We start from the raw sequence: 21,284 nt of genomic DNA on the forward strand, positions 1-21,284 counted from the left end.
CCCGCTCCACGCCCGGCGCCCTACTCGACCGTCCCGAACACCGCCCGCTCCACCTCCCCGTACTCTGCGCCGAACTCCGTCAGGACCTCGGCCACCGCTCCGGGCGCGGCCACCAGCGCCAGCAGCAGATGCTCCCCGCCGATGTACTTGTCGCCATGCCCCAGCGCCACCCGCAGCGAGCGCTCAAGAACCTTCTTCGCACCGGGCGTGAACGGCCGGTGCCCCGACGAAAGCCAGCGCCTGCCCTTGCCTCCCCGGCCCAGCGCACCCTCCCCGTGCGTCTCCTCCACCTTCGCGACGATGGCGTCGACGTCGATGCCCATCCCGGCGAGCGCGTCCGCCTCCGCCTGCGACACCCCGCCGCGCCGCCGCGTCGCGGCGAGCGAGCCTTCGATCTCCTCGCGGCGGCCGGTCAGCCCCAGGGCGGTGAGGGCGGTGGCGGCGGACCCCGCCGCGCCTGCCTCACCCGCCTGCGCCAGCAGGGCGATCAGCAGGTGTTCCTCGGTGATCGTGTCGGAGCCCAGCCGCGCCGCGTGAACCTGCGACTCGACCACCACGCTCCGCGCCTCCGTCGTGAACCGTTCGAACATCATCGCCCTCCATGCTTCTTGTGCACGGCCTGCTTACTGACACCCAGCTCCGCCGCGATCTCCTGCCACGACCAGCCCTGACTACGGGCCCCCCGCACCTGCACGGCCTCCAACTGCTCCAGCAGCCGCCGCAGAGCGGCCACCGCACGCAGCCCGACCCGTGGATCCCTGTCGCCCGCCTTGCCGGCGAGGTCGGTTGCTTCACTCATGCGTCAATGATGGTTGACGAGAGCGAGCGTGTCAACCTTGATTGACGGGGTCGGTGGAAAGGCGGGAGTGGCGTTCGACGTCGTAGCGCTCGTCGCCGTAGCGGAGCTTGCCCCGTTCGATGCCCTCGGACGCGAAACCGGCCCGGAGGGCGACCCGGCAGGAGGCAGGATTGTTCGTACGGTGCCCCAACTCCAGCCGGTGCAGACCGAGTTCACCGAAGCAGAAGTCGGTGAGACGGCGTACGCCCGCCGCCGCCACGCCCCTCCCCCGGGCCGGCTCCACCGTCCAGTACGACACCCAGCCGCTGTCGTGCGCGCGGTCCACCGAGCCGACGGCGACGTTCCCGAGGAGCGCGCCGCCGGCCCCGTCCGTCACGGCGAAGAAGTACGCCGCGTCCTCGGCCCGCAGAGCGGCCCTGCGCCGTACCCACTCCCTGGCGTCGTCGGGTCCCGACACCTGCCGTCCCGCCTGCCGGGCCAGCTCGGGCGAGGAGCCGAAGGCGGCCAGCAGGACGGGGGCGTCGGCCTCCGTCCAGGCCCGCAGCACGAGCCCTTCCGGAGTGGTCAGATCTCTGGTCACACGTACCCCATTCGTCACCTGCGCCGCACGGTCACCGTGACCCTCGCACCCGGCACCGCGTACACGCGCATCTTTTCCGCGCGGTCGGGGCCGACCTGGCTGGTCCCGCTCCATGCCCGGCCGTGCACGCTCACCCGCCACCCCTTCTCGCTCGCGGGCAGCGAGATCTCGCTGGTTCCGCTGCTCCAACCCGCGCGGTAGGCAAGGGAGTACACGCCCTTCGCCGGGTCGTACGCCGACGTGGACACCTCTCCCGCCACCGCCGCCGCGTACGGCTCGACGGTCTTCGCCTTGTGACCGCGCAGCTTTCCCGCCCGGTCCACGGCGCAGTAGCCCCCGCCGTAGCACCAGACGTAACCCGCGTAGCCGGAGCTGTAGCGGGCGAAGGAGGCGAGGGCGTCGTCGTAGAAGCGGCCCATGTTCGGGCCGTCGTTGTTGAGCGGACCCCACTCGCCGACCACGACCGGCAGCTTGTGCTGCTTGGGGTAGGCGGTCACCGCCGCCTCGTAGGCCTCGATCCAGCCCGCCTTCGGGTCGTAGTCGGCGCCGGCCTCCATCGCGGTGTTGTAGAAGTGCGGGGCGTACACCACCTTCGGGTCCTTGATCCTGCCGAGGCCGGTGGGCACCCCCTCCCCGACGATCGGCGTCGGCTCGACGAACAGCCACTTCCGCCGGTCCTGTGAACGGACGGCTGCGGCAAGGCGGTTGTACATCGGGGTGACCTGGTCCCGCTCGATCCGGCGGGCCGCCGTCGGCAGGTCCTCGCCCTCCTTCAGCTCGCCCATCGGCTCATTGAGGAAGTCGTAGCCGATGACGGCCGGGTGGTCGCCGAAGCGGTCGGCGAGCAGCTTCCAGACGGCGGCCTGGGCGCGCTGGAGGTCGGCGTCCTCGTAGAGGTGGGTGAAGGCGCGCTGCACGGCGGGCTGGAAGTACTCGGAGAACCAGTCGTCGGGGTTGCGCTCGAAGGGGAGCCCGTCGGTGCGGGTCGCCCACTCGGGGATGCCACGGTGTCCGAAGGCGGGGCCGAAGACGTCCTGGTGGCCGTCGATCAGGACGCGCACTCCGTACGTGTGCGCCCAGTCGAGTATCCGCTCGATTCTGCGGAGGTACGGCTTGCTGTAGACGCCCCGCCTGGCCTCCAGGTCGTCCCAGAAGACCAGCAGGCGGGCGAAGTTGAAGCCCTGGCGGCTCATGTCGCGGAAGTGCTTCTCGGTGATCAGGCTGAGGGCGTCCTCGCCGCGATGTGTCTTGTCCTCGACGTTCCAGCCGCGCAGGGTGAGGACCCGCCCGCGCTCGTCGGTCAGCCTGGGGATGTCCGAAATGGCGGCGGCGGATGCGGTGGCGGCAGCGGGCGAGGGAGCGGCGGATGCGGCAGGCGCGGGGGCGGGTGCGGCGTGTGCGGCAGGGGCAGCGAGTCCCCCTGCCGCCAACAGCACTCCGCCCATCAGGGCGGCGACTGCGGTTCTTGCGTACGTGTTGCGCATGGGGGCGACTCCTCCGGCGAACAGGCAGGCAGTTCAGGTGCCGGTGATCAAACAGTGCCCCCACCCGACTCTCAAGACCCGGTGAGCACAATCTTTCCGAAGAGGTCCCCGCCCGCCATCCGCTCGAAGCCCTCGCGGGCCCGGTCCAGCGGCAGCACCTGGTCGATCACCGGACGTACGCCCGTCGCCGCACAGAAGCTGAGCAGATCCTCCAGCTCGTCCTTCGACCCCATGGTCGAGCCGACGACCTTCAGTTCCAGGAAGAAGATCCGGTTGAGCTCGACTGCGGAGGGGTTCTGGCCGCTGGTGGCACCGGAGATGACCAGCGTCCCGCCCGGCCGCAGCGACTTCACCGAGTGCGACCAGGTCGCCGCGCCGACGGTCTCGATCACCGCGTCCACCCGCTGCGGCAGCCGCGTGCCCGGCTCGAAGGCGTCCACCGCGCCCAGTTCCACGGCCCGCTTCCGCTTGGCCTCGTCCCGGCTGGTGGCGTACATCCGCAGGCCCGCCGCCCTGCCGAGCACGATCGCGGCGGTCGCGACACCGCCGCCCGCGCCCTGGACGAGGACCGCGTCACCGGGACGTACCCCCGCGTTGCTGAAGAGCATCCGGTACGCCGTCAGCCAGGCGGTCGGCAGACAGGCGGCCTCCTCGAAGCTCAGCTCCTTGGGCTTGCGCAGCACGTTCCACGCCGGCACGGTGACCCGCTCGGCGAAGGTGCCCTGGTACTTCTCGGTGAGGATGGAGCGCTTCTCGTACGGTCCGACGCCGTGACCGGTGTCGCCGATGACGGAGTGCACGACCACCTCGTTGCCGTCCTCGTCGATCCCGGCGGCGTCACAGCCCAGGATCATCGGCAGGGTGTCCTCGGTGATGCCCACCCCGCGCAGCGACCACAGGTCGTGGTGGTTGAGGCTGGCGGCCCGCACGGTCACGGTGGTCCACCCGGGCCGGGACTCCGGCTCCGGGCGCTCCCCCAACTCAAGTCCGTTGAGCGGCTGGTCACGGTCGATGCGGGCTGCGTATGCGGCGAACATGGCCCCGACCCTAGGCGGCACCGGGGTCACGGCGGAACCGCCAACGGGTGTGAGCCACGTCCCTCGGACCGTGCCCGCGCCCTCTCGGGCCGCTCGCCTCAGACCACCATGGTCTGCCAGCCCCGGGTGATCTCCGCCCGTACGTCCGAGGTGGAACCCCCGAGCAGCTCCACCAGCGCGGCCCCGTCCTTCGGCCGGCCGGCCGGGTCGGTGGTCAGCGCCCGCTCCACGGCCGCCGCGAGTGCCGGATCCAGCGCCCGTACGGCGGCCAGCGCCGCTGCCTCGGGCCCGGTGTCCACGATCCGCCGGATCACCGCACCCGTGCTGGTCGCCTGGAACGGGCTCGCCCCGTGCGCCGCACACACCACACAGCACGCCCACGCCCAGATGTCGGCGGCCGTCCCCACCGGCTCATCCCCGAACTGCTCGGGCGCCATGTACGTCAGGGTTCCCGGGCCGCCGCCGGTACGGGTCAGCCGGGTCCCGTCCACCAGTGCCGCGATCCCGAAGTCCAGCAATCGGGGCCCCGCCGTGGTCAGCATGATGTTGGCGGGCTTGAGGTCCCGGTGCACCAGCCCCAGCTTGTGCACCCCGGAGAGCGCCATCGCCAGCGCGAGCGCGAGCGCCCGCAGCGCCTCGGGCGAAGTGATCGGCCCCTGCTCCCGCAGATGTACGTCCAGGGGCCGCCCGTCCAGCAGTTCCATCGCCAGATACGGCCGACCGGAGTCCACCCCCGCGTCCAGCACCCGCGCGGTGTACGCCCCCGGCACCATCGCCAGCACCTCCGCCTCCCGCTCGAACCGCTTCAACAGTTCGGCGTGGTCCAGGAGTTCCGGATGGATGGTCTTGAGCGCGACCTGGGTCGCTGAGCCCTCACGGCGGGCGAGATAGACCGTTCCCATGCCACCGGCCCCGATCCGGCCGAGCAACTGGTATCCGGCGAGCGAACGCGGCTCGTTGGGATGCAACTGCTGGTACGCCACCGGGGAGGCGACGGCGGCCTGCGTGGGCACGTACGGTGCGGGGCCGCCGGGCGCGAAGGCGGGCGCGGGCGGGGTGCCGGGCTGCCCGGCGGGAGCGGTGGGCGCGTACGGGTTCGGCGCGACGGGCGCGAAGGGCCGCGCGGCACCGAAAGACCCGGCGGCGGGAGCACCCGGTACGGCGACCGGCGTCGACCGTACCCGCGAACTCACCAGCGCCGCCACGATCTGGCACGCCAGCGCCGCCACCACCAGGCCGAACGGCGCGAACACCCCGAGCAGCAGGCGCAGTACGAGCGCGGCGGCCAGCCGGGGCCCGGGCGCGCGGACCCCGCCCACCGGGCCGTCCGGAGTCGGTACCCCGACCATCCGTACGTTGCGCTGGGTCAGGAACCAGAGCAGCAGCCACAGCAGCAGCACCGGGACGGCGAAGCTGTAGAAGGCGATGCGGGCGGGCACCAACCCCAGGCCGAACATCCGCTGGAGCTGGTCGACGTTCGGCATCTCGACCGGGCTCACCATCACCTCGAAGCCGACTACCGACCGGGTGCCCAGCCACACCGTCAGACCGACGGCGCAGACCAGGCCCAGCACCAGATCCGCCAGAGCGGCGCCGGGCAGCCCCCAGGGCGACACCCGGCCCGACCGGATCTCCGGCTCCCGGACGCGGGTGGCCTGTTGGGCCCGGGTCAGCAGCGGCAGCGAGGCCGTCCGCACCACCAGCGCGGGCACGGCCATGCCGGCGATCCCCCAGGCCAGTACCAGCCCGGACGCTTCCTGCAACTCCGCCATGCTTCCCCCGCGTGTCAGTGCGCACCCCGCCCCTGCCGGGCGAACAGGGAGTATAGGCGCGCGCGGGCCTCCCGCACCGACCCAAGTGCCCTACCCCACAAGCGAATACGGGCCGGGCCCGTGCCCCGGTGGAAACCAGGGGCACGGGCCCGGCCCGTACACGTACGACCTCGGCCGGCGGCGACTACCGCCGCGCCACGCCCTCGGCCCGGGCGGCCGTCGCGACCGCGGCGGTGACCGCCGGGGCGACGCGCTCGTCGAACGGGGAGGGGATGACGTAGTCGGGGGCCAGCTCGTTGCCGACCACGTCCGCCAGCGCGTTGGCCGCGGCGATCTTCATGCCCTCGGTGATGCGGGTGGCCCGCACCTGGAGGGCGCCCGCGAAGATGCCGGGGAACGCGAGGACGTTGTTGATCTGGTTCGGGTAGTCCGAGCGGCCCGTGGCGACGACCGCCGCGTACTTGTGGGCGACGTCCGGGTGCACCTCGGGGTTCGGGTTGGCCATGGCGAACACGAACGCGTTGGGCGCCATCGAGGCGACCGCGGGCTCCGGGACCGTACCGCCGGAGACACCGATGAAGACGTCGGCGCCCGCGAGGGCGGACTCCAGGGAGCCGGACAGGCCCGCCTTGTTCGTCAGCTCGGCCAGCTCGCGCTTGACCGGGGTGAGGTCGTCGCGGTCGGTGCTCACGATGCCCTTGCGGTCGGCGACGGCGACGTCACCGAGACCGGCTTCGAGCAGGAACTTGGCGATGGCGACACCGGCCGCGCCCGCACCGGAGATGACCGCGCGCAGCTCGCCCAGCTCGCGCTTGGTCAGGCGGGCGGCGTTGCGCAGGGCGGCCAGGGTGACCACGGCGGTGCCGTGCTGGTCGTCGTGGAAGACCGGGATGTCCAGGGCTTCCTGGAGGCGGCGCTCGATCTCGAAGCAGCGCGGCGCCGAGATGTCCTCCAGGTTGACCCCGCCGAAGGAGGGGGCCAGCCGGATCACGGTCTCGACGATCTCGTCGGTGCTGGTGGTCGCGAGCGCGATCGGGACGGCGTCGACGCCACCGAACTGCTTGAAGAGGATGGCCTTCCCCTCCATGACCGGGAGGGAGGCCTCCGGGCCGATGTCACCGAGGCCCAGAACCGCCGTACCGTCCGTCACGACGGCGACGACGTTCGACTTCCAGGTGTAGTCGTTGACCAGGTCCGGCTGCTCGGCGATGGCGGTGCACACTTTGGCGACACCGGGTGTGTAAGCGAGGGACAGGTCGTCCTTGTCGCGCACCGGGACGGTGGCCTGGATGGCCATCTTGCCGCCGCGGTGGAGCGCGAAGGCCGGGTCGAAGGGCTCATCCGGCCCCGTGCCCGTACCGGTTTCGGGATTGACGATCTCCGCTGCCATTTCATTTACCCCTTAAGTCTTCATCAGTTGAGGGTGGCCACTCCTGGTTGAGGAGGGGTGGGCGGGTCCGCGTTCGCGCCCTGCGCCGGTCGGTTGGCCCGACCCGGCAGGGGGAGGTGCGAACGCGCGGGCGCGCCGCACACGCGCCCTGGGCCCCGGATGAGGGGTGTAAGGGTCCTTCTTACCGGACGGGGCACATCGACGACGAGTCCGTATCGGGGTGGTGACCGAATACGGGCAGGTCATGGAGACGTTGTGGGATGACTCATGCCGGGATGTCGGACAAGTTCCGCACAAGTCAAGACCTTGTCCCGTTACGCGGCTTGTGATGTGCCCATATCGCGAGACGCACCGCAGATCGTCCCGCCGGATGCCCAACTTCCCGCACAAAGTCCCGCCTTGAGAAGAGGGCCGTCGGCTTGCGGGGATCACCCGTTATCTGATTTTGACATGACCGGCGCCCTTATTGAGCGGGTCCGAATGGCAAGATGCGCTCATCACACCTGGTCGCACCCCGGTCGTACCACCCAGAGCCGCGTGCTCGATCGCCGCGATCCGCCCGGACATGCCGGGCAAATAGCCCAGACATGAAGTTTCGGGCAACCCGGAACGAAATACCCTCATCTGCCGGAGGACCTCCATGACCGCACGCACCATCCGCCGCACGGCCGCTCGTTCCCGAATAGCCGCGGTGGGCGCGCTCGCGGTCGCCGGAGCCCTGGTCCTGACCGGCTGCGGCGACCAGACCGGCGGCGGCGACGGCAACAAGGACTCCGGCGGCGGCGACAAGGCCGGCGGCAACAGCAGCCCGCTGTTCTCCAAGCTCCCCGAGACCGTCCAGAAGAAGGGCGTCCTGGAGATCGGCACCAACGCCGAGTACGCCCCGATGGAGTCCAAGGAGGGCGACAAGATCATCGGTGTGGACCCGGACCTCGCCGAGGAGCTGGGCAAGAAGCTGGGCGTCAAGGTCAAGCTGACCGACGCGGACTTCGACACCCTGATCACCGGTGTCAACACCGGCCGGTACGACCTGGCGATGTCGTCCATCACGGACAACAAGTCCCGCCAGGAGGGCCTGGACGAGAACGGCAAGAAGCTCGGCAAGGGCGTCGACTTCGTCGACTACTTCATGGCCGGCACCGCCGTGTACGTCAAGAAGGGCAACCCGACGGGCGTCAAGTCCTTCGAGGACCTGTGCGGCCGGGTCGTCGCGGTGCAGATCGGCACCACGTACGAGACCGCCGTGAAGGACCAGTCCAAGAAGTGCACCGACGGCGGCAAGAAGGCCGTCGACGTCAAGTCCTTCAAGAACGACACCGAGGCGCAGACCCGGGTGCGGTCCGGCGGTGCGGCGGCCGGTGTCAACGACTCCCCGGTGGCGGCCGACCTGGTCAAGAAGGCCGGTGGCGGCCAGTACTTCGAGCTCGTGGGCGAGCCCTTCGAGGCGGGCCCGTTCGGCCTGGCCGTCGACAAGAAGAACACCAAGCTGCGCGACGCCCTCAAGGAGGCCGTCGACGCGCTCATCAAGGACGGCACCTACAAGAAGGTCCTGGAGAAGTGGGGCGCCGAGTCCGGCGCGATCGACGCTGCGGCCATCAACAGCGGCAAGTAGTCCGGACGAGCGGTCCGGCCGGTGCGCGCCCCGGGCACTTCCCGGTGCGCGCGCCCGGCACTCCCCGGCGCCCGCCCCCTGCACTCCCCCGTGCGCGCGCCGGCCGGACCGTACCTCTGAGCACCACTTTCCTGCGCACCACTGAAGGGCAGTCGTCATGACTGAGAAGTTCAGCAAGGAGCCCGCCGACGCACCCCCCGGTGGGTCCTCCACCCCGGCGACGGCGTCGACGACGGTCACCCCGTCCTCCTCCCCGGCCGAGGTCATCAAGGCCATCCCCGTACGCCACTACGGGCGCTGGGTCAGCGGCGTGATCGTGATCGCGCTGCTGCTCCTGCTCGGGTTCTCGTTCTCCCAGGGCGACATCCAGTGGCACGCCGTCCCCGACAAGCTCTTCGACGAGACCGTGGTCGCGGGCGCCGGACGCACCCTGCTGATCAGCATCCTCGCCATGATCATGGGCGTGGTCCTCGGCGTCGTGCTGGCCGTGATGCGGCTCTCCAAGAACCCGGTGACCAACAGTGTCGCCTGGGCCTACATCTGGTTCTTCCGCGGGACGCCGGTCTACCTCCAGCTGCTGCTGTGGTTCAACCTGGCGCTGATCTTCCCCGTCCTCAACCTCGGTCCGCTCTACAAGGACGAGATGACGGACGTGATGACCCCGTTCCTGTGCGCCCTGCTGGGCCTGGGCCTCAACGAGGCCGCGTACATGGCGGAGATCTGCCGGGCCGGCCTGCTGGCCGTCGACGAGGGCCAGACCGAGGCCTCGCAGGCGCTCGGCATGAGCCACGCCAAGACGCTGCGCCGGATCGTGATCCCGCAGGCGATGCGGGTGATCGTGCCGCCGACCGGCAACGAGTTCATCAACATGCTCAAGACCTCGGCGCTGGTGTTCGCGGTGACGTACAACGAGCTGCTGCGCTCGACGTCCACGATCGGCTCGTCGTCGTACGCCGTGATGGAGATGCTCTTCGTCGCCGCCATCTGGTACCTGGTGATGACCAGCGTCTTCAGCGTCTTCCAGTACTACCTGGAGCGCCGCTACGCCCGGGGCTCACTGCGGTCGCTGCCCGCCACGCCCTTCCAGAAGATCAAGGCCAACCTGTTTGGCAACCGCGGCAGTGGGAGCGTCCGATGAGCACCATGGTGAAGGCCGAGAACGTCCACAAGTCGTACGGCAGCCTCGAAGTCCTCAAGGGCATCGACCTGGAGGTCTCCACCGGCGAGGTGTTCTGTCTGGTCGGCCCCTCCGGCTCCGGCAAGTCCACCTTCCTGCGGTGCATCAACCACCTGGAGAAGGTCAACGCGGGCCGGCTGTCGGTCGACGGACAGCTGGTCGGCTACCGGCAGCGGGGCAACAAGCTGTACGAGCTCAAGGACAGCGAGGTCGCCCTCCAGCGCCGGGACATCGGCATGGTCTTCCAGCGCTTCAACCTCTTCCCGCACATGACGGCGCTGGAGAACGTCACCGAGGCCCCCGTCCAGGTCAAGGGCGAGTCCAAGGCGACCGCCAGGGCCCGCGCCGTCCAGCTCCTGGACCGGGTCGGCCTCGGCGACAAGGCGGGCAACTACCCCGCCCAGCTCTCCGGCGGCCAGCAGCAGCGCGTCGCCATCGCGCGCGCGTTGGCGATGGAACCGAAGCTGATGCTCTTCGACGAGCCGACCTCGGCCCTCGACCCCGAGCTGGTGGGTGACGTCCTGGACGTCATGCGCGGGCTCGCCGAGGACGGCATGACGATGATCGTCGTCACCCACGAGATGGGCTTCGCCAGGGAGGTCGGCGATTCGCTGGTCTTCATGGACGAGGGCGTGGTCGTCGAATCCGGCAACCCGCGCGACGTACTGACCAATCCGCAGCACGACCGCACGAAGTCGTTCCTTTCGAAGGTGCTTTAGGTCGTTCCAGTAAAGGGCGCCACCTCTTGACGGAATTCCCCCTTGATCTCCACGGATCCGGGCTGCTCGCGCAACTATGCTCACCGCGCCCGCAGTCCACGGATCACTCCACAGATCAAGGGGGATATTTCTTTGAGGTTCAGGCGAAGCATTCTGGCCGGTGTCGTTTCGGTACTGGCTTTCAGCAGCGTTCCGGTGCTCACGGCGACCGCCCAGGCGGACCCCAGTTGCACGGTCAGCACCTCCGGCTCGACGAGCGGAAGGTCGTACACGGCCAAGGTCACCAAAAACCCCTGCGGCCGCAAGGTGCGCGCCTATCTCGGGTGCATCTACACCGAGACCTCGTACCGCACACGCAAGTACGGCGCGACGGTGACGTCGGGGTCGAGCAAGGCCACCTGCAACTCGAAGGACAAGATCGAGAAGCGCGGCCACCAGGTGTACGTGCCGGGCCAGGGCTGGACGACGTACCTGCGCTGACCCACCGGGACAGCACACGGAACACGCCGGAGGCGGTGAGGGATGGTGGAGCATCCTTCACCGCCTCCGTCACGCGCATGCGGTCACGCGGGTGCGCGCGAGGTCTACCTGGGGGTGATGTACCCGGTGTACTGCCACGAAATGTTGTGCGCCTTGCCACGGGGGCCGTTCTGGGTGATCCCGTGGAAGAAGACCACCTTCTGGTTACCTTCGTTGAAGTTGTGGTCGCACACCTTCGGGCTGTTCAGCGCACCGTTGTCGTCGACGCACTGCCCCTTCTTGCCCGAACCGTCACGTGCGGCCCAGACGACAACGGCTCGTTCGCCGTCCGCGACCAGGTCGTTGACGATGAAACTGTCGTTGGACCCGTCGAAACAGATGTCGTAGATATAGCCGAAGTCGGCATTGCAGGTCTTGGTTCCACCGGCACTCGCCGGCGAACCGGTAACCAGGGTGGCGGCGACTGCGGCGATCAGCGCAGCGCCTATTTTCAGCGACCGGAATTTCATGTCCGTGCCTTTCCCCGAAGGACTCCCGAAGGAGCATGGAAAGCCACTGTCCCCAAGTTTCCGGCCAAGACCGCCGCCCTCACACAACCGGCACCGCACCGTTTCCGCGCACCTGCCGCAAGGCCACCACCACCCCACTACTTGACCGCGAGCACCATGGAATCCGACGGCGACGCCCACACTCCCCGCGCCTCCCCGAACCCGGCCGCGCGCAGTGTCGAGGCGTGCCAGTCCAGCGAAGGGGTCTCGCCGTCCGCGTGCTCCCCGAAGAGGGCGAACCGCTCGGCCGTCGCAGCCGCCAACTCCGGCGCGGAGGCGGCCACTTGCCACCACTGCCCCCAGTCCAGCACGCCCTCCGCCTTCGCCCGCTCCATGCCCGTGTGCCGCAGCGCCCGCTCGGCGGCGTTGATCCGGGGCGTGGTGGTGTCCTTCATCCGGTCCGCGTTGATGAACACCCCGCCCTCCCGCACCAGTTCGCCCAGTTGCGAGTAGAGCGTCGCCAGCGGCCCCAGCCGCAGCCAGTGCAGAGCGGTCGCGGTGAGCACCGCGTCGTAACTCTCGTACGGCAGCTTGCCGCGCCACTCGGGGTCCATCAGGTCCGCCGTCACGAACTCCACCCGCGCGTCCCCCTCGAACGTGCCGCGCGCGATCGTCAGCAGCGCCGGGTCGAGGTCGACACCCGTACTGGTCGCCCTCGGGAACCGCCGGAGCAGCCTGCTCGTAATACTTCCCGTACCGCACGCGAGGTCCAGCACCCGCGCCTCGGGCCCGACGAACGCCTCGACCATGTCGAGCATCACCCCGAAGCGCTGCTCGCGGTCGGGCATGTACCACTCCTGCTGCCGGTCCCAGCCGGCCTGCCAGGCATTCCAGTCCGTCACGTCAGCCATGGAAACCACTCACCTCGTAATACCCTCGAACCAGAAACACCCATTACTCCGAGCTCACACCGAGACTAGACCGCCCCGGTAAGGACTACAAGTGGAACTGGCCTATTACGCGGACTACGCCGTGCGCCTGGTGAACACCGAGGAACCGGTCCGCAACAAGGACGTCCTGACCTCGGTGGAGGCCGTCCGCGACCTCTTCGGCAACAACAAGCAGGCGGCCCGCCGGGCAACCGACGCGGATGTGACCCGTTTCCGTTCGGTACGGGCACGGCTGCGCTCCGTCTTCGAGGCGGCCGACACCGACGACGACACCCTCGCCGTCGACCTCCTCAACTCCCTCCTCCTCGAATTCCCGGTGAGCCCGCAGATCTCCGGCCACGAGACCCGCAAGGACGACGGCCGGCCCGACTGGCACATGCACCTCGCCGACCACCCCTCGAACGCGACCGCGGGCTATGCCGCGATCGCCTGCATGGGGCTGGCCTTCCACCTCACCGAGCACGGCGCGGAGCGCCTGGGCCTGTGCCAGGCGGCCCCCTGCCGCAACGCCTACCTGGACACCTCCACCAACCGCTCGCGCCGCTACTGCTCCGACCGCTGCGCCACCCGCGCCAACGTCGCCGCCTACCGCGCCCGCAAGCGCCTGGAGACCGAACGGTCCGCCAGCACCGGCCGCACCGCCGACACCAGCCACGAGACCACCGTCCCCACCGACCGCTGACGCCCCGCCTGCACCGGCCGGTACCTGGCCCGCACCCGCCCCAGGATCAGCGAGGGCGGCACCGTCCCGAACGCCCGCGAGTCCACCACCTCGGCGTCCGGGTTGTCCCCGAGCACCCACCAGCCCCCTTCCCGCCGCTCGACCACCCGCTTCACCACCAGCAGATCCTGCTGCAACGGATGCCGCATGATCACCACGTCACCCGGTCGGACCTGAGCGCCGTAATGCACCAGCACCTGGTCCCGGTGCAGCAGCGTGGGCACCATCGAGCGCCCCATCACCTCGGCGATCCCCAGCGGCGCCCCGGACTCCTGCCCGGGCGCGGCCTCCCGCTCACGCCCGCCCGGCACCTGCCCACTCTCCGTCATCTGCGGCACCTCCCGGTCGCCATCCTCACCAGCCCCCGGTCCCATAGTGACCCCGGACTTTTGACGTAGGCCCATGGGGGCACTCGCAAAAACGCGTCGCTCACGGAGTAATCTCCCCTCTTGAGAAGACGATCACGAGGAAGGATGCGATTTATGCTCTCCCGCCTGTTCGCCCCCAAGGTCAAGGTCAGCGCCCACTGCGACCTCCCCTGCGGCGTGTACGACCCGGCCCAGGCACGTATCGAGGCCGAGTCGGTCAAGGCCGTCCAGGAGAAGATGGCCGCCAACGACGACGCGCACTTCCAGGCGCGCGCCGTGGTCATCAAGGAGCAGCGCGCGGAGCTTGCCAAGCACCACGTCTCGGTGCTCTGGAGCGACTACTTCAAGCCCCCGCACTTCGAGAAGTACCCGCAGCTCCACCAGCTGGTCAACGACACCCTGAAGGCCCTCTCGGCCGCCAAGGGCTCGACCGACCCGAAGACCGGCGAGAAGGCCCTTGAGCTCATCGCCGAGATCGACCGCATCTTCTGGGAGACCAAGAAGGCCTGACCTTCACCCGGGTCCCCCCGGGCCGTCCCCCGGGACACCCCACTGACCGCACCCGGTCCGCAGGACGCCGCACCCGGCGTTCACGGCGGACCGGGTGCGGTCTTTTCGTGCGGGAGTCCGCATGGAAGTTGGAAACCCTTCGGCGGGCCCCGTACGTTGGCGACCTGGCAGGGTACGGCGGAGCGGGAGCGGGGCACAGAGGTGGCGGCGACGGTTCGGGAAAGCGGGGCGCGGGCCGCGCGCATACCGGCGTGGGCGGTGGGCGGGCGAATACCGGAGGGCCGGATACCGGCGCTGCGGAGGCGACTTCCCGGACCGGACAGGATGGCGTGGTCGCTGACCGTGCTGTTCTTCGTTCTCTATTCGGTGGTGGCGATTCTTCGCAATGACCGGATGCTCAACGGTGGGTTCGACCTCGGGATATTCGAGCAGGCCGTTGCGGGTTATGCGCAGGGGCGGGCGCCGATCGTCGAGCTGAAGGGGCCCGGGTTCAATCTGCTCGGGGATCACTTTCATCCGATTCTGGTGCTGCTGGCGCCGTTCTATCGCATTTTTCCGAGTGGGATCACTCTTCTTGTCGCACAGTCGGCGCTGCTCGCGCTGGCGTGTTTTCCGCTGACGCGGTGGGCGCACCGGGCGGTCGGGCCGGTGGCCGCGCTGGTGGTGGGGAGCGGGGTCGGGGCGTCCTGGGGGATCGTCTCGGCGGCGGCCAAGGACTTCCACGAGATCGCCTTCGCGGTGCCGTTGCTGGCGTTCAGCGCGGTGGCGCTGGGGCAGCGGCGGTGGTGGGCGGGGGCGCTGTGGGCGGCTCCGCTGCTGCTGGTGAAGGAGGATCTCGGGCTGACGTGGTCGGCGGTGGGGGCGTACATCGCCTTGCAGGCGGTGCGGGAGCGGCGGGCCGCGAAGACGGTGCCGGCGGACTTCAATTCCCGCCTGGGGCTGGGCATTTCCGTGGTGGTACTGGGGGCGGCGGGCAGTGCCGTCGAAATGCTGGTGCTGCTTCCGGCGATGAATCCCAGTGGGGCTTTCGCCTATTGGGGGCAGATTCCCGGGGACGGGGCGTCACCCTCGGGGAATGTGCTGAGTCTCGCGCTCGGGGCTTTCTGGCCGCCGATGAAGTGGCTTCTGCTGTTGATGCTGGCGGCGCCGGTGGCGTTCTACGGCGTACGGTCTCCGTTGTTGTTGCTGTGTGCGCCGACGCTGGGGTGGCGGTTCGTCGCGGGCAATGAGCACTACTGGACGCCGGGTTTTCATTACAGCGCGATTCTGATGCCGGTGCTCTTCGCGGGGTTCGTGGATGTGCTGAGCCGGCGGAAGGATCTGCTGTCGGGGGTACGGCGCCGGCGGGCGCTCGCCTTCTCCGCGGCGTTCACCGCCGTCACGGCGGCCGTGTATCCGCTGCACGATCTGGTGCTGCCGTCGGCCTGGCGGACGCCCGAACACGTCACCGTCGCCCGTGAGATCCTCGACCGCATCCCGGACGGCAGCCTGGTGGCCTCCTCCAACCGGCTTGCGCCGATGCTCACTTCACGTACCACCGTGGGACTGGTCTGTTACGGCACCGGCCCCGACCCCGCGCACCCGACCGGCCTCCCGGCCGACCCGCCGCAGTGGGTGGTCGTGGACCGCACCGATCCGACCGTCAAGGTGCCGTGCCCGGTCGCCCGCACCGAGCGGATGATGCGCCTGTACCGCGAGCACGGGTATGTGCAGGTGGTGGAGAAGGACGGGATCACGCTGCTCCGCAAGCCGTAGGGGCGGGGCGGGGCCCGTCCGTCACAGGTCCGCCACAGGGGTGTCGCGGCTGGTCGATGAGGGTGTACGCCCGTCCGTGCCGGGAGAGACCCTGGACCATGCGCACCACACGTACCGCGGTTTCGGCCCTCCTGCTCGCCGCGTTCGCCACCCTCACCACCGCCTGCTCCTCCGCGCCGTACGACGGCCCCTCGCCGCCCCGCCCCACCGACGCCGCCACCGCGTCCGCCACCTCGTCCCCCACCGCCGGGCTCAAGGACAGGAGTCCGGCCGCCCGGGCGTGCGCGGACGCGTTGAACGACGCGCTGGGCAACCGGCTCGACCCGGACCAGGAGATCGTCAGGCCGAGCTCCTGCGACCGGCTGTCGAAGGACGAGTACGGCCAGGAGTACGCGGACGCACTGCGCGACCAGTCGGAACTGCGCGACATCATGGGCGACGACCCCGAGCCCGAGGACGGCGAGGAGCAGTAGACCCGGGCGGTCGGACACCGGCTGCGAGGACCGGCCGGGAAGGTGCCGGGCAAGTGCCGGGAAAGTTCCGTCGTCCCGTGCATACCCTCTCGCCTCCGGGGCACGCGAGCTCAGGAGGGTCCCGCCACGTTCCCCCGTCGTGGCGGGGCCCCTTCATGTGCCGGTTCATGTGCCGGTCCGGGGCATCCGGCCGGCTCGCTCAGACAGTGGCCGCCAGCAGTGGACTCCCCGTCCGCCGCAGCCACTCCCGGTACCCCGCCGCCCGGAGCGCCGCATCGCGGTAGGCCGCCTCCAAGTCGGCGTACAGCAGCGGGAATTCACTCAGACCGGGCCGGGCGGCCAGCAGCAGCCGTACACCCAGCGGGTCGTCCCGCAGTGGCCGGATGGCCATGTCGTCGCGGGGGCCCGAGGTGGGCTGGCAGGGGGCGACCGCCTCGCCGATGACGATCAGGGACGAGGCGGTGAGGTAATCACCGTGCAGCAGCGGGGGGTTGAGGCCCGCCGCGGCCAGCACCCGGCGCAGGCCGTCGCGTTCGCCGTCGACGCTGGGGTCGACCATCCAGCGGTCGGCGGCCAGATCGGTCAGGTCGACGACCGGGGCGGTGGCGGCCGGGTGGTCGAGGGCGAGGGAGACGAACTGGGGCTCCCGGTCGAGGAGCACCCGTATCTCCAGGTCCTCGGGGAGCCGGAGCGGGTAGCCCTCCACCTCGTGGACGAACGCCACGTCCAGGGTGCCGGCCGCGACCATCCGCAGCAGGGCGTTGGCGGAGACGTCGACGTGGAGGGTGGTGCCGGTGTCCGGGAGGCGGAGTCTGAGTCTTCGCAGCCAGCCGGCGACGACCCGGCTGGCGGTGGAGCCGATGCGCAGGGTGGGGCCGCCGGGGAGGGAGAGGGCGGCTTCGGCGCGGGTGTCGGCGATGAGGGCGGACATGCCCTCGACGAGGGGGCGGGCGCGGCTGAGCAGGGACTGGCCGAGGGGGGTGGGGCGGCAGCCGGTGCGGCGGCGGGAGAAGAGTTCGGCGCCGAGCGAGTTCTCGATGCGGCGCAGTTGCGTGGTCAGGGAGGGCTGGCTCATACCGAGCGCGCGGGCCGCCTTGTGCAGGCTGCCCGCGTCGGCGATCGCGCACAGTGCACGAAGGTGTCTGACTTCGAGCTCCATGGGGCAGAGGGTAGAGCCGGGCCTGCGGGGGCACCAGATGCCGCCCGACCGGGGGGTGGGTCGAGTGGCTTGATTTGGAAGGGCGTTACGTCGTGTACGCCTCCGAGTCGCCCCAGTGACGTGCCCACGTCACCGGGGTGATGCCTTCGCACTATCACCGGTTGACATCATCCGCCGCCTCCCACCGCGCCCCCACACTCTCCCCAGTCCCACTCGCACAGTCCCATCCCCGGGCCCGGACCCACCGGACCAACGGACCAGCAGGGAGACCCCCCACATGAGACACCCCCGCACCCTTCTCGCCACCGCCCTCGGCCTCGGTCTGGCCGCCGTCGGCGCCGCACCCGTGGCGAGCGCGACGCCGACCGACTCCGCCCCGTTGAAGGCGAGTTCGTACTCCTCCTACCAGCAGTCCAAGGAGAACGCCGCCGCGACCAAGGCGTTCCAGCAGGCCGTCTGGACGGAGGTCGCCAAGCAGCGTGCGGCGAACCCGGGAATCCTGGCGGTCACCGTGCGCTACAACGCGTCCAGCGCGCCGAGCTTCCGCACCCAGATAGCCCGTTCCACCCAGATCTGGAACAGCTCGGTGACCAACGTCAAGCTCCAGGAGACCACCAGCGGCGCCAACTTCACCTACCGCGAGGGAAATGACTCGCGCGGTTCCTACGCCAGCACCGACGGCCACGGACGCGGCTACATCTTCCTGGACTACCGGCAGAACCAGCAGTACAACTCCACCCGCGTCACCGCCCACGAGACCGGCCACGTCCTCGGCCTCCCGGACCACTACTCCGGCCCGTGCAGCGAGCTGATGTCGGGCGGTGGCCCCGGCACCTCCTGCCAGAACGCCAACCCCAACTCCCAGGAGCGCGCCCGGGTCAACCAGCTGTGGGCCAACGGGCTCACCGGGCTGATGGCCGCCACGCGCTGATCACCCCTCCCCGCGCACGCGAGGGCGCCCCTCCACCGCATCGGTGGAGGGGCGCCCTCGCGTGTACGGCCGCGGTACGGCGGTCAGCCCGCCGACGTCACCGCCGGAGGTGGCCTGAAGTCGCCCTGTACGTGGATGAGTTCGGCACGCGGCGGCGGGAACGGGCCGCGATGTCCGGTACCCCGGCTGCCGTCGGGCCGGCGCGAGAAGTCCGGGCAGCGGTGGGTCTCCTGGACGGGGCCGGAGTTCTGGTCCCACACCTGGAGCAGTCCCCTCGCGCCCTCGGTGGTGCGGTAGGCGTCCTTGGCGTCCCGGAAGCAGCCGAGTCCGCCGAACAGCGGGGCGCCGGGGGCCGGGTGGTAGTCGGAATAGGCGCACGAGAGACAGGACTTGAGATAGGCGCCCTCGGGGAGCTGCCGCTGGATCTCGGCGAGGGCACCCGCGAAGTCGCTCTCGGCGTGCCCGGAGGCGTACAGGGCGCCGTCGAAGTGCAGGGCGAGGCCGAGGTGGAGCCGGTCGGGCCCGGCCTCTTCCCCGGTGGGGCGGCCGAGGGTGAGCAGGCAGCGCAGGGCGGCCCGGTGGACCGTTCCGTCGTCGTACACCGGCATCGGTATGTCCCACTCCAGGACGCAGCCGCACAGCGCGCCCTGCCCGGTGAGGGTGAACTCGGCTTCGGGCGGGGGCGGTTGCTCGGCCGGGAGCAGTGTGTCGAAGCTGGTTCCGGTGAATTCGACGCCTCTGATGCGGGCGCTCAGGTGCCGCCCGTCGGTGCTGATGGCGAGGGCTTGTGTACCGGCGCGATCGCGGTACCAGCCGACCCATGACTCTCCTGTCATGGGCGGGACTTTAGTGGGTCGGCGAGGGGTGCCGATCAAGGACGGCTGCCGGGGAGTGCGCCCGCGGGCAGCCGTCCGTCCCGGGGGTCACCGGGCCTTGGTGCGGTAGGTGGTGACGACGGCGCCGTTGTCGAAGGTGCGGCAGGACGTCAGCTCGTAGAACCGCAGGGCGAATCCGGCGGTTGCCATCGGAACGCCGGAGCCGAGCAGCAGCGGGTAGGTCTTGATGACCAGCTCGTCGATCTCTTCGATGAGGGTGCCCGCGAGGTCGCCGCCGCCACAGAGATAGATCCCGAGGTCACCGTCCTCGGCCTTCAGCTCCCGCACCTTTTCGACCAGTCCGTCGGAGATGATCTCGACGTCGGGGTCCGGGGAGGTGGTGAGGCTGCGCGAGGCGACATACTGCCGCAGATGCGCGTACGGGCTGGTGATGCCCATGTCGAGGGCCACCTGGTAGCTCTTGCGGCCCTGGATGATGGTGTCGAAGCGGGTCAGCGGGGCGCCCTCGATGCCGACCGCCTTGCGGGATGCGGTGGGGATGGTGTCGCCGTACTCGCCGATCATGAAGACCGGGAAGTCCCCGGTCAGGAACTCCTCGGCGAAGAAGGCGCCGTCGCCGGTCTCCGGGTGGCCGATGAAGCCGTCGAGGGAGGCGGCGATGTAGTAGGTGAGCTTGCGCAAAACGGTCAGCCCTTCAGTCGGGAGTAGGTGAGTACGACCGTGCCGTTGCCGAAGGTCCGGGTGGAGTCCAGCGCGAAGGAGTGCACGTCGAACCCGGCGGTGAAGAGCCGGATTCCGTCGCCCAGGACGACCGGGTAGAGCTTCAGGACGATCTCGTCGATCTCGTCGAGGAGCTGGCCGGCGAGACGGCCGCCGCCGGCGAGGTAGATACCGAGGTCACCGTCCTCGGCCTTCAGTTCCCGCACCTTCGCGGCCACGTCGCCGGAGACGATTCTGACGTCCGGGGACGGCGAACCGGCCTCGGCGAGGCTGCTGGAGACCACGTACTGGCGCAGATGCGCGTACGGGCTGGTGATGTCGATGTCCAGGGCGGCCTGATAGGTGGTGCGGCCCTGGAGCATGGTGTCGAAGTGCCTGTTGGGCATCTCGTCGGCCCCGAGGGCCTGGCGGACGTGCGTGGGCAGGCACTCCGGGTAGGCGCCGATCAGGAATTCCTTCAGGAACTCCTCACTGACCGGGTAGGCGTCGACGGCGTGGTCCGGGGCGGCGATGAAGCCGTCGATGGACATACCGACGTAGTACGTGAGCTTTCGCAAGCGAGGTCCTTTTCAAGGGAGAGCGGGAGGCGTGTGGCGAGGCTCGGCGCCGCAACCACGACAGCTATAGTGCTTCAGGTGTAGTGGTTGCGCAAGCCTTTTCCGCGACTGCCGAGAACCTGCCGAGAAAGAGGATGAGTTCGCCATGGCACGTAACCCCGAACGCCGAACTGCTCTGCTGGACGCGGCGATTGAGACGCTGGCCGCCGAGGGCGCCCGCGGGCTCACCTTCCGGGCCGTGGACGGCCGCGCGGGTGTGCCCGCGGGCACCGCGTCCAACTACTTCACCGACAGGGACGCCCTGTTCGGGCAGATCGCGGGCCGGGTGCACGAGCGGATGACCCCCGACCCGGCGGCGTTCGGCGAGCTGCTGGCCCGGGAGCCGTCGCGGGAACTGGTCAAGGACTTCATGCACGATCTGGTGCGCCGGATCACCGCCGAGCGCTCGGGCTATCTCGCCGTACTGGAACTGCGTCTGGAGGCGACCCGGCGGCCGGCCCTGCGCGAGGCGCTGAACCGGACGCTGGGCGGCGACTTCCGGGCGAACGTGGACTTTCACCGGGAGCTGGGTCTGCCGGGCGACGGCCAGGACATGCAGGTGCTCTTCCTGGCCATGACCGGGCTGCTGCTCGAACACTTCACACTGCCCGATGTCATGACCTCGACCCCCGAGGCGCTGGACGCGCTGGTGGAGAGGGTGGTGGAGCGCACCATCCCGAAGGAGTGACCGGGCCGGGGGCCGGGCCAGGGGCGGACCATGCCTGCG

24 protein-coding genes are annotated in these 21,284 nt (G+C 69.9%); 10 read left to right on the forward strand and 14 right to left on the reverse strand.

Annotated features, from left to right (window positions below; all coding sequences use genetic code 11):
• Positions 1 to 20: 20 nt before the first annotated feature.
• The 7 genes from ACIA73_RS05430 to ACIA73_RS05460 form a co-directional block, all read right to left on the reverse strand.
• Entirely contained in the window at positions 21 to 590 is a 570-nt protein-coding gene (locus tag ACIA73_RS05430; RefSeq protein WP_399437458.1) for a Clp protease N-terminal domain-containing protein, read from the reverse strand.
• Positions 590 to 799 (reverse strand): helix-turn-helix domain-containing protein, encoded by a 210-nt coding sequence (locus ACIA73_RS05435; protein WP_399436963.1) that lies wholly within the window; start codon positions 797 to 799, stop codon positions 590 to 592. Before ACIA73_RS05435 ends, ACIA73_RS05430 begins: the two co-directional genes overlap by 1 nt.
• Positions 800 to 830: 31 nt before the next feature.
• The gene (locus tag ACIA73_RS05440) at positions 831 to 1,379 is read right to left on the reverse strand and encodes a GNAT family N-acetyltransferase (protein WP_399436964.1); all 549 of its coding nucleotides are present in this window, start codon (positions 1,377 to 1,379) and stop codon (positions 831 to 833) included.
• A gap of 14 nt (positions 1,380 to 1,393) precedes the next feature.
• Positions 1,394 to 2,863: a cellulase family glycosylhydrolase gene (locus tag ACIA73_RS05445; protein ID WP_399436965.1), complete on the reverse strand. Its 1,470-nt coding sequence runs from the start codon at positions 2,861 to 2,863 to the stop codon at positions 1,394 to 1,396.
• Positions 2,864 to 2,934: 71 nt separating this feature from the next.
• On the reverse strand, positions 2,935 to 3,900 hold the full coding sequence (locus tag ACIA73_RS05450; protein ID WP_399436966.1) for a zinc-binding dehydrogenase: 966 nt from the start codon (positions 3,898 to 3,900) through the stop codon (positions 2,935 to 2,937).
• 98 nt (positions 3,901 to 3,998) lie between these two features.
• Positions 3,999 to 5,672 (reverse strand): protein kinase, encoded by a 1,674-nt coding sequence (locus tag ACIA73_RS05455; protein WP_399436967.1) that lies wholly within the window; start codon positions 5,670 to 5,672, stop codon positions 3,999 to 4,001.
• A 184-nt stretch (positions 5,673 to 5,856) separates the two neighbouring features.
• Positions 5,857 to 7,062 carry an NADP-dependent malic enzyme gene (locus ACIA73_RS05460; RefSeq protein ID WP_399436968.1) on the reverse strand — a complete coding sequence of 402 codons (1,206 nt, stop codon included), beginning with the start codon at positions 7,060 to 7,062 and terminating at the stop codon, positions 5,857 to 5,859.
• A gap of 640 nt (positions 7,063 to 7,702) precedes the next feature.
• Between ACIA73_RS05460 and ACIA73_RS05465 the strand changes: the two genes are divergently transcribed.
• The 4 genes from ACIA73_RS05465 to ACIA73_RS05480 all read left to right on the forward strand — a co-directional run bounded on the left by ACIA73_RS05465 (position 7,703) and on the right by ACIA73_RS05480 (position 11,050).
• On the forward strand, positions 7,703 to 8,674 hold the full coding sequence (locus ACIA73_RS05465; RefSeq protein WP_399436969.1) for an ABC transporter substrate-binding protein: 972 nt from the start codon (positions 7,703 to 7,705) through the stop codon (positions 8,672 to 8,674).
• Between the two features lie 157 nt (positions 8,675 to 8,831).
• The gene (locus ACIA73_RS05470; protein WP_399436970.1) at positions 8,832 to 9,812 is read left to right on the forward strand and encodes an amino acid ABC transporter permease; all 981 of its coding nucleotides are present in this window, start codon (positions 8,832 to 8,834) and stop codon (positions 9,810 to 9,812) included.
• A complete protein-coding gene (locus tag ACIA73_RS05475; protein ID WP_399436971.1) occupies positions 9,809 to 10,570 on the forward strand; it encodes an amino acid ABC transporter ATP-binding protein in 762 nt (253 codons plus the stop codon). The genes ACIA73_RS05470 and ACIA73_RS05475 overlap by 4 nt, the downstream gene beginning before the upstream one ends.
• Positions 10,571 to 10,765: 195 nt before the next feature.
• Entirely contained in the window at positions 10,766 to 11,050 is a 285-nt protein-coding gene (locus ACIA73_RS05480) for a hypothetical protein (protein ID WP_399436972.1), read from the forward strand.
• Between the two features lie 104 nt (positions 11,051 to 11,154).
• On the opposite strand, the gene ACIA73_RS05485 is transcribed toward ACIA73_RS05480, so the two are convergent.
• Entirely contained in the window at positions 11,155 to 11,559 is a 405-nt protein-coding gene (locus ACIA73_RS05485; RefSeq protein WP_399436973.1) for a hypothetical protein, read from the reverse strand.
• Between the two features lie 137 nt (positions 11,560 to 11,696).
• On the reverse strand, positions 11,697 to 12,449 hold the full coding sequence (locus ACIA73_RS05490; RefSeq protein WP_399436974.1) for a class I SAM-dependent methyltransferase: 753 nt from the start codon (positions 12,447 to 12,449) through the stop codon (positions 11,697 to 11,699).
• Between the two features lie 91 nt (positions 12,450 to 12,540).
• On the opposite strand from ACIA73_RS05490, the gene ACIA73_RS05495 reads away from it, so the two are divergent.
• Positions 12,541 to 13,170, forward strand: coding sequence for a CGNR zinc finger domain-containing protein (locus tag ACIA73_RS05495; protein ID WP_399436975.1), 630 nt, complete (start codon positions 12,541 to 12,543; stop codon positions 13,168 to 13,170).
• Here ACIA73_RS05495 and sodX read toward each other — a convergent pair.
• The gene (gene sodX / locus ACIA73_RS05500; protein ID WP_399436976.1) at positions 13,074 to 13,538 is read right to left on the reverse strand and encodes a nickel-type superoxide dismutase maturation protease; all 465 of its coding nucleotides are present in this window, start codon (positions 13,536 to 13,538) and stop codon (positions 13,074 to 13,076) included. The two genes, ACIA73_RS05495 and sodX, sit on opposite strands and share 97 nt — an antisense overlap.
• 153 nt (positions 13,539 to 13,691) lie before the next feature.
• Between sodX and sodN the strand changes: the two genes are divergently transcribed.
• The 3 genes from sodN to ACIA73_RS05515 all read left to right on the forward strand — a co-directional run bounded on the left by sodN (position 13,692) and on the right by ACIA73_RS05515 (position 16,315).
• Positions 13,692 to 14,087, forward strand: a complete 396-nt coding sequence (gene sodN / locus ACIA73_RS05505; protein ID WP_389249210.1) for a superoxide dismutase, Ni — start codon at positions 13,692 to 13,694, stop codon at positions 14,085 to 14,087.
• A 324-nt stretch (positions 14,088 to 14,411) separates the two neighbouring features.
• Positions 14,412 to 15,842: a DUF2079 domain-containing protein gene (locus ACIA73_RS05510; RefSeq protein WP_399436977.1), complete on the forward strand. Its 1,431-nt coding sequence runs from the start codon at positions 14,412 to 14,414 to the stop codon at positions 15,840 to 15,842.
• Positions 15,843 to 15,940: 98 nt separating this feature from the next.
• On the forward strand, positions 15,941 to 16,315 hold the full coding sequence (locus ACIA73_RS05515; RefSeq protein WP_399436978.1) for a hypothetical protein: 375 nt from the start codon (positions 15,941 to 15,943) through the stop codon (positions 16,313 to 16,315).
• A gap of 199 nt (positions 16,316 to 16,514) precedes the next feature.
• On the opposite strand, the gene ACIA73_RS05520 is transcribed toward ACIA73_RS05515, so the two are convergent.
• On the reverse strand, positions 16,515 to 17,474 hold the full coding sequence (locus ACIA73_RS05520) for a LysR family transcriptional regulator (RefSeq protein ID WP_399436979.1): 960 nt from the start codon (positions 17,472 to 17,474) through the stop codon (positions 16,515 to 16,517).
• 277 nt (positions 17,475 to 17,751) lie between these two features.
• On the opposite strand from ACIA73_RS05520, the gene snpA reads away from it, so the two are divergent.
• Positions 17,752 to 18,405: a snapalysin gene (gene snpA / locus ACIA73_RS05525; protein WP_399436980.1), complete on the forward strand. Its 654-nt coding sequence runs from the start codon at positions 17,752 to 17,754 to the stop codon at positions 18,403 to 18,405.
• Between the two features lie 83 nt (positions 18,406 to 18,488).
• Here snpA and ACIA73_RS05530 read toward each other — a convergent pair whose 3' ends face one another.
• The 3 genes from ACIA73_RS05530 to ACIA73_RS05540 form a co-directional block, all read right to left on the reverse strand.
• On the reverse strand, positions 18,489 to 19,241 hold the full coding sequence (locus ACIA73_RS05530) for a DUF6304 family protein (RefSeq protein ID WP_399436981.1): 753 nt from the start codon (positions 19,239 to 19,241) through the stop codon (positions 18,489 to 18,491).
• An 87-nt stretch (positions 19,242 to 19,328) separates the two neighbouring features.
• Entirely contained in the window at positions 19,329 to 19,922 is a 594-nt protein-coding gene (locus ACIA73_RS05535; RefSeq protein ID WP_399436982.1) for a dihydrofolate reductase family protein, read from the reverse strand.
• Between the two features lie 5 nt (positions 19,923 to 19,927).
• A complete protein-coding gene (locus ACIA73_RS05540; protein ID WP_399436983.1) occupies positions 19,928 to 20,518 on the reverse strand; it encodes a dihydrofolate reductase family protein in 591 nt (196 codons plus the stop codon).
• Between the two features lie 145 nt (positions 20,519 to 20,663).
• Between ACIA73_RS05540 and ACIA73_RS05545 the strand changes: the two genes are divergently transcribed.
• Positions 20,664 to 21,245 (forward strand): TetR/AcrR family transcriptional regulator, encoded by a 582-nt coding sequence (locus ACIA73_RS05545; RefSeq protein WP_399436984.1) that lies wholly within the window; start codon positions 20,664 to 20,666, stop codon positions 21,243 to 21,245.
• Positions 21,246 to 21,284 lie beyond the last annotated feature (39 nt).

This window comes from Streptomyces sp. NPDC051561 (genome assembly GCF_044454195.1).
Classification (GTDB): Bacteria; Actinomycetota; Actinomycetes; order Streptomycetales; family Streptomycetaceae; genus Streptomyces.

Excerpts from the sequence above, each read along its gene's own strand:
- ACIA73_RS05530 (WP_399436981.1), bottom strand. The coding sequence starts at position 19,241 with ATGACAGGAGAGTCATGGGTCGGCTGGTACCGCGATCGCGCCGGTACA.
- ACIA73_RS05455 (WP_399436967.1), bottom strand. The coding sequence starts at position 5,672 with ATGGCGGAGTTGCAGGAAGCGTCCGGGCTGGTACTGGCCTGGGGGATC.
- ACIA73_RS05545 (WP_399436984.1), top strand. The coding sequence starts at position 20,664 with ATGGCACGTAACCCCGAACGCCGAACTGCTCTGCTGGACGCGGCGATT.
- sodX (WP_399436976.1), bottom strand. The coding sequence starts at position 13,538 with ATGACGGAGAGTGGGCAGGTGCCGGGCGGGCGTGAGCGGGAGGCCGCG.
- ACIA73_RS05435 (WP_399436963.1), bottom strand. The coding sequence starts at position 799 with ATGAGTGAAGCAACCGACCTCGCCGGCAAGGCGGGCGACAGGGATCCA.
- ACIA73_RS05520 (WP_399436979.1), bottom strand. The coding sequence starts at position 17,474 with ATGGAGCTCGAAGTCAGACACCTTCGTGCACTGTGCGCGATCGCCGAC.
- ACIA73_RS05485 (WP_399436973.1), bottom strand. The coding sequence starts at position 11,559 with ATGAAATTCCGGTCGCTGAAAATAGGCGCTGCGCTGATCGCCGCAGTC.
- ACIA73_RS05430 (WP_399437458.1), bottom strand. The coding sequence starts at position 590 with ATGTTCGAACGGTTCACGACGGAGGCGCGGAGCGTGGTGGTCGAGTCG.
- ACIA73_RS05460 (WP_399436968.1), bottom strand. The coding sequence starts at position 7,062 with ATGGCAGCGGAGATCGTCAATCCCGAAACCGGTACGGGCACGGGGCCG.
- ACIA73_RS05490 (WP_399436974.1), bottom strand. The coding sequence starts at position 12,449 with ATGGCTGACGTGACGGACTGGAATGCCTGGCAGGCCGGCTGGGACCGG.
- ACIA73_RS05475 (WP_399436971.1), top strand. The coding sequence starts at position 9,809 with ATGAGCACCATGGTGAAGGCCGAGAACGTCCACAAGTCGTACGGCAGC.
- sodN (WP_389249210.1), top strand. The coding sequence starts at position 13,692 with ATGCTCTCCCGCCTGTTCGCCCCCAAGGTCAAGGTCAGCGCCCACTGC.
- ACIA73_RS05465 (WP_399436969.1), top strand. The coding sequence starts at position 7,703 with ATGACCGCACGCACCATCCGCCGCACGGCCGCTCGTTCCCGAATAGCC.
- snpA (WP_399436980.1), top strand. The coding sequence starts at position 17,752 with ATGAGACACCCCCGCACCCTTCTCGCCACCGCCCTCGGCCTCGGTCTG.
- ACIA73_RS05515 (WP_399436978.1), top strand. The coding sequence starts at position 15,941 with ATGCGCACCACACGTACCGCGGTTTCGGCCCTCCTGCTCGCCGCGTTC.
- ACIA73_RS05510 (WP_399436977.1), top strand. The coding sequence starts at position 14,412 with ATGGCGTGGTCGCTGACCGTGCTGTTCTTCGTTCTCTATTCGGTGGTG.
- ACIA73_RS05445 (WP_399436965.1), bottom strand. The coding sequence starts at position 2,863 with ATGCGCAACACGTACGCAAGAACCGCAGTCGCCGCCCTGATGGGCGGA.
- ACIA73_RS05470 (WP_399436970.1), top strand. The coding sequence starts at position 8,832 with ATGACTGAGAAGTTCAGCAAGGAGCCCGCCGACGCACCCCCCGGTGGG.
- ACIA73_RS05450 (WP_399436966.1), bottom strand. The coding sequence starts at position 3,900 with ATGTTCGCCGCATACGCAGCCCGCATCGACCGTGACCAGCCGCTCAAC.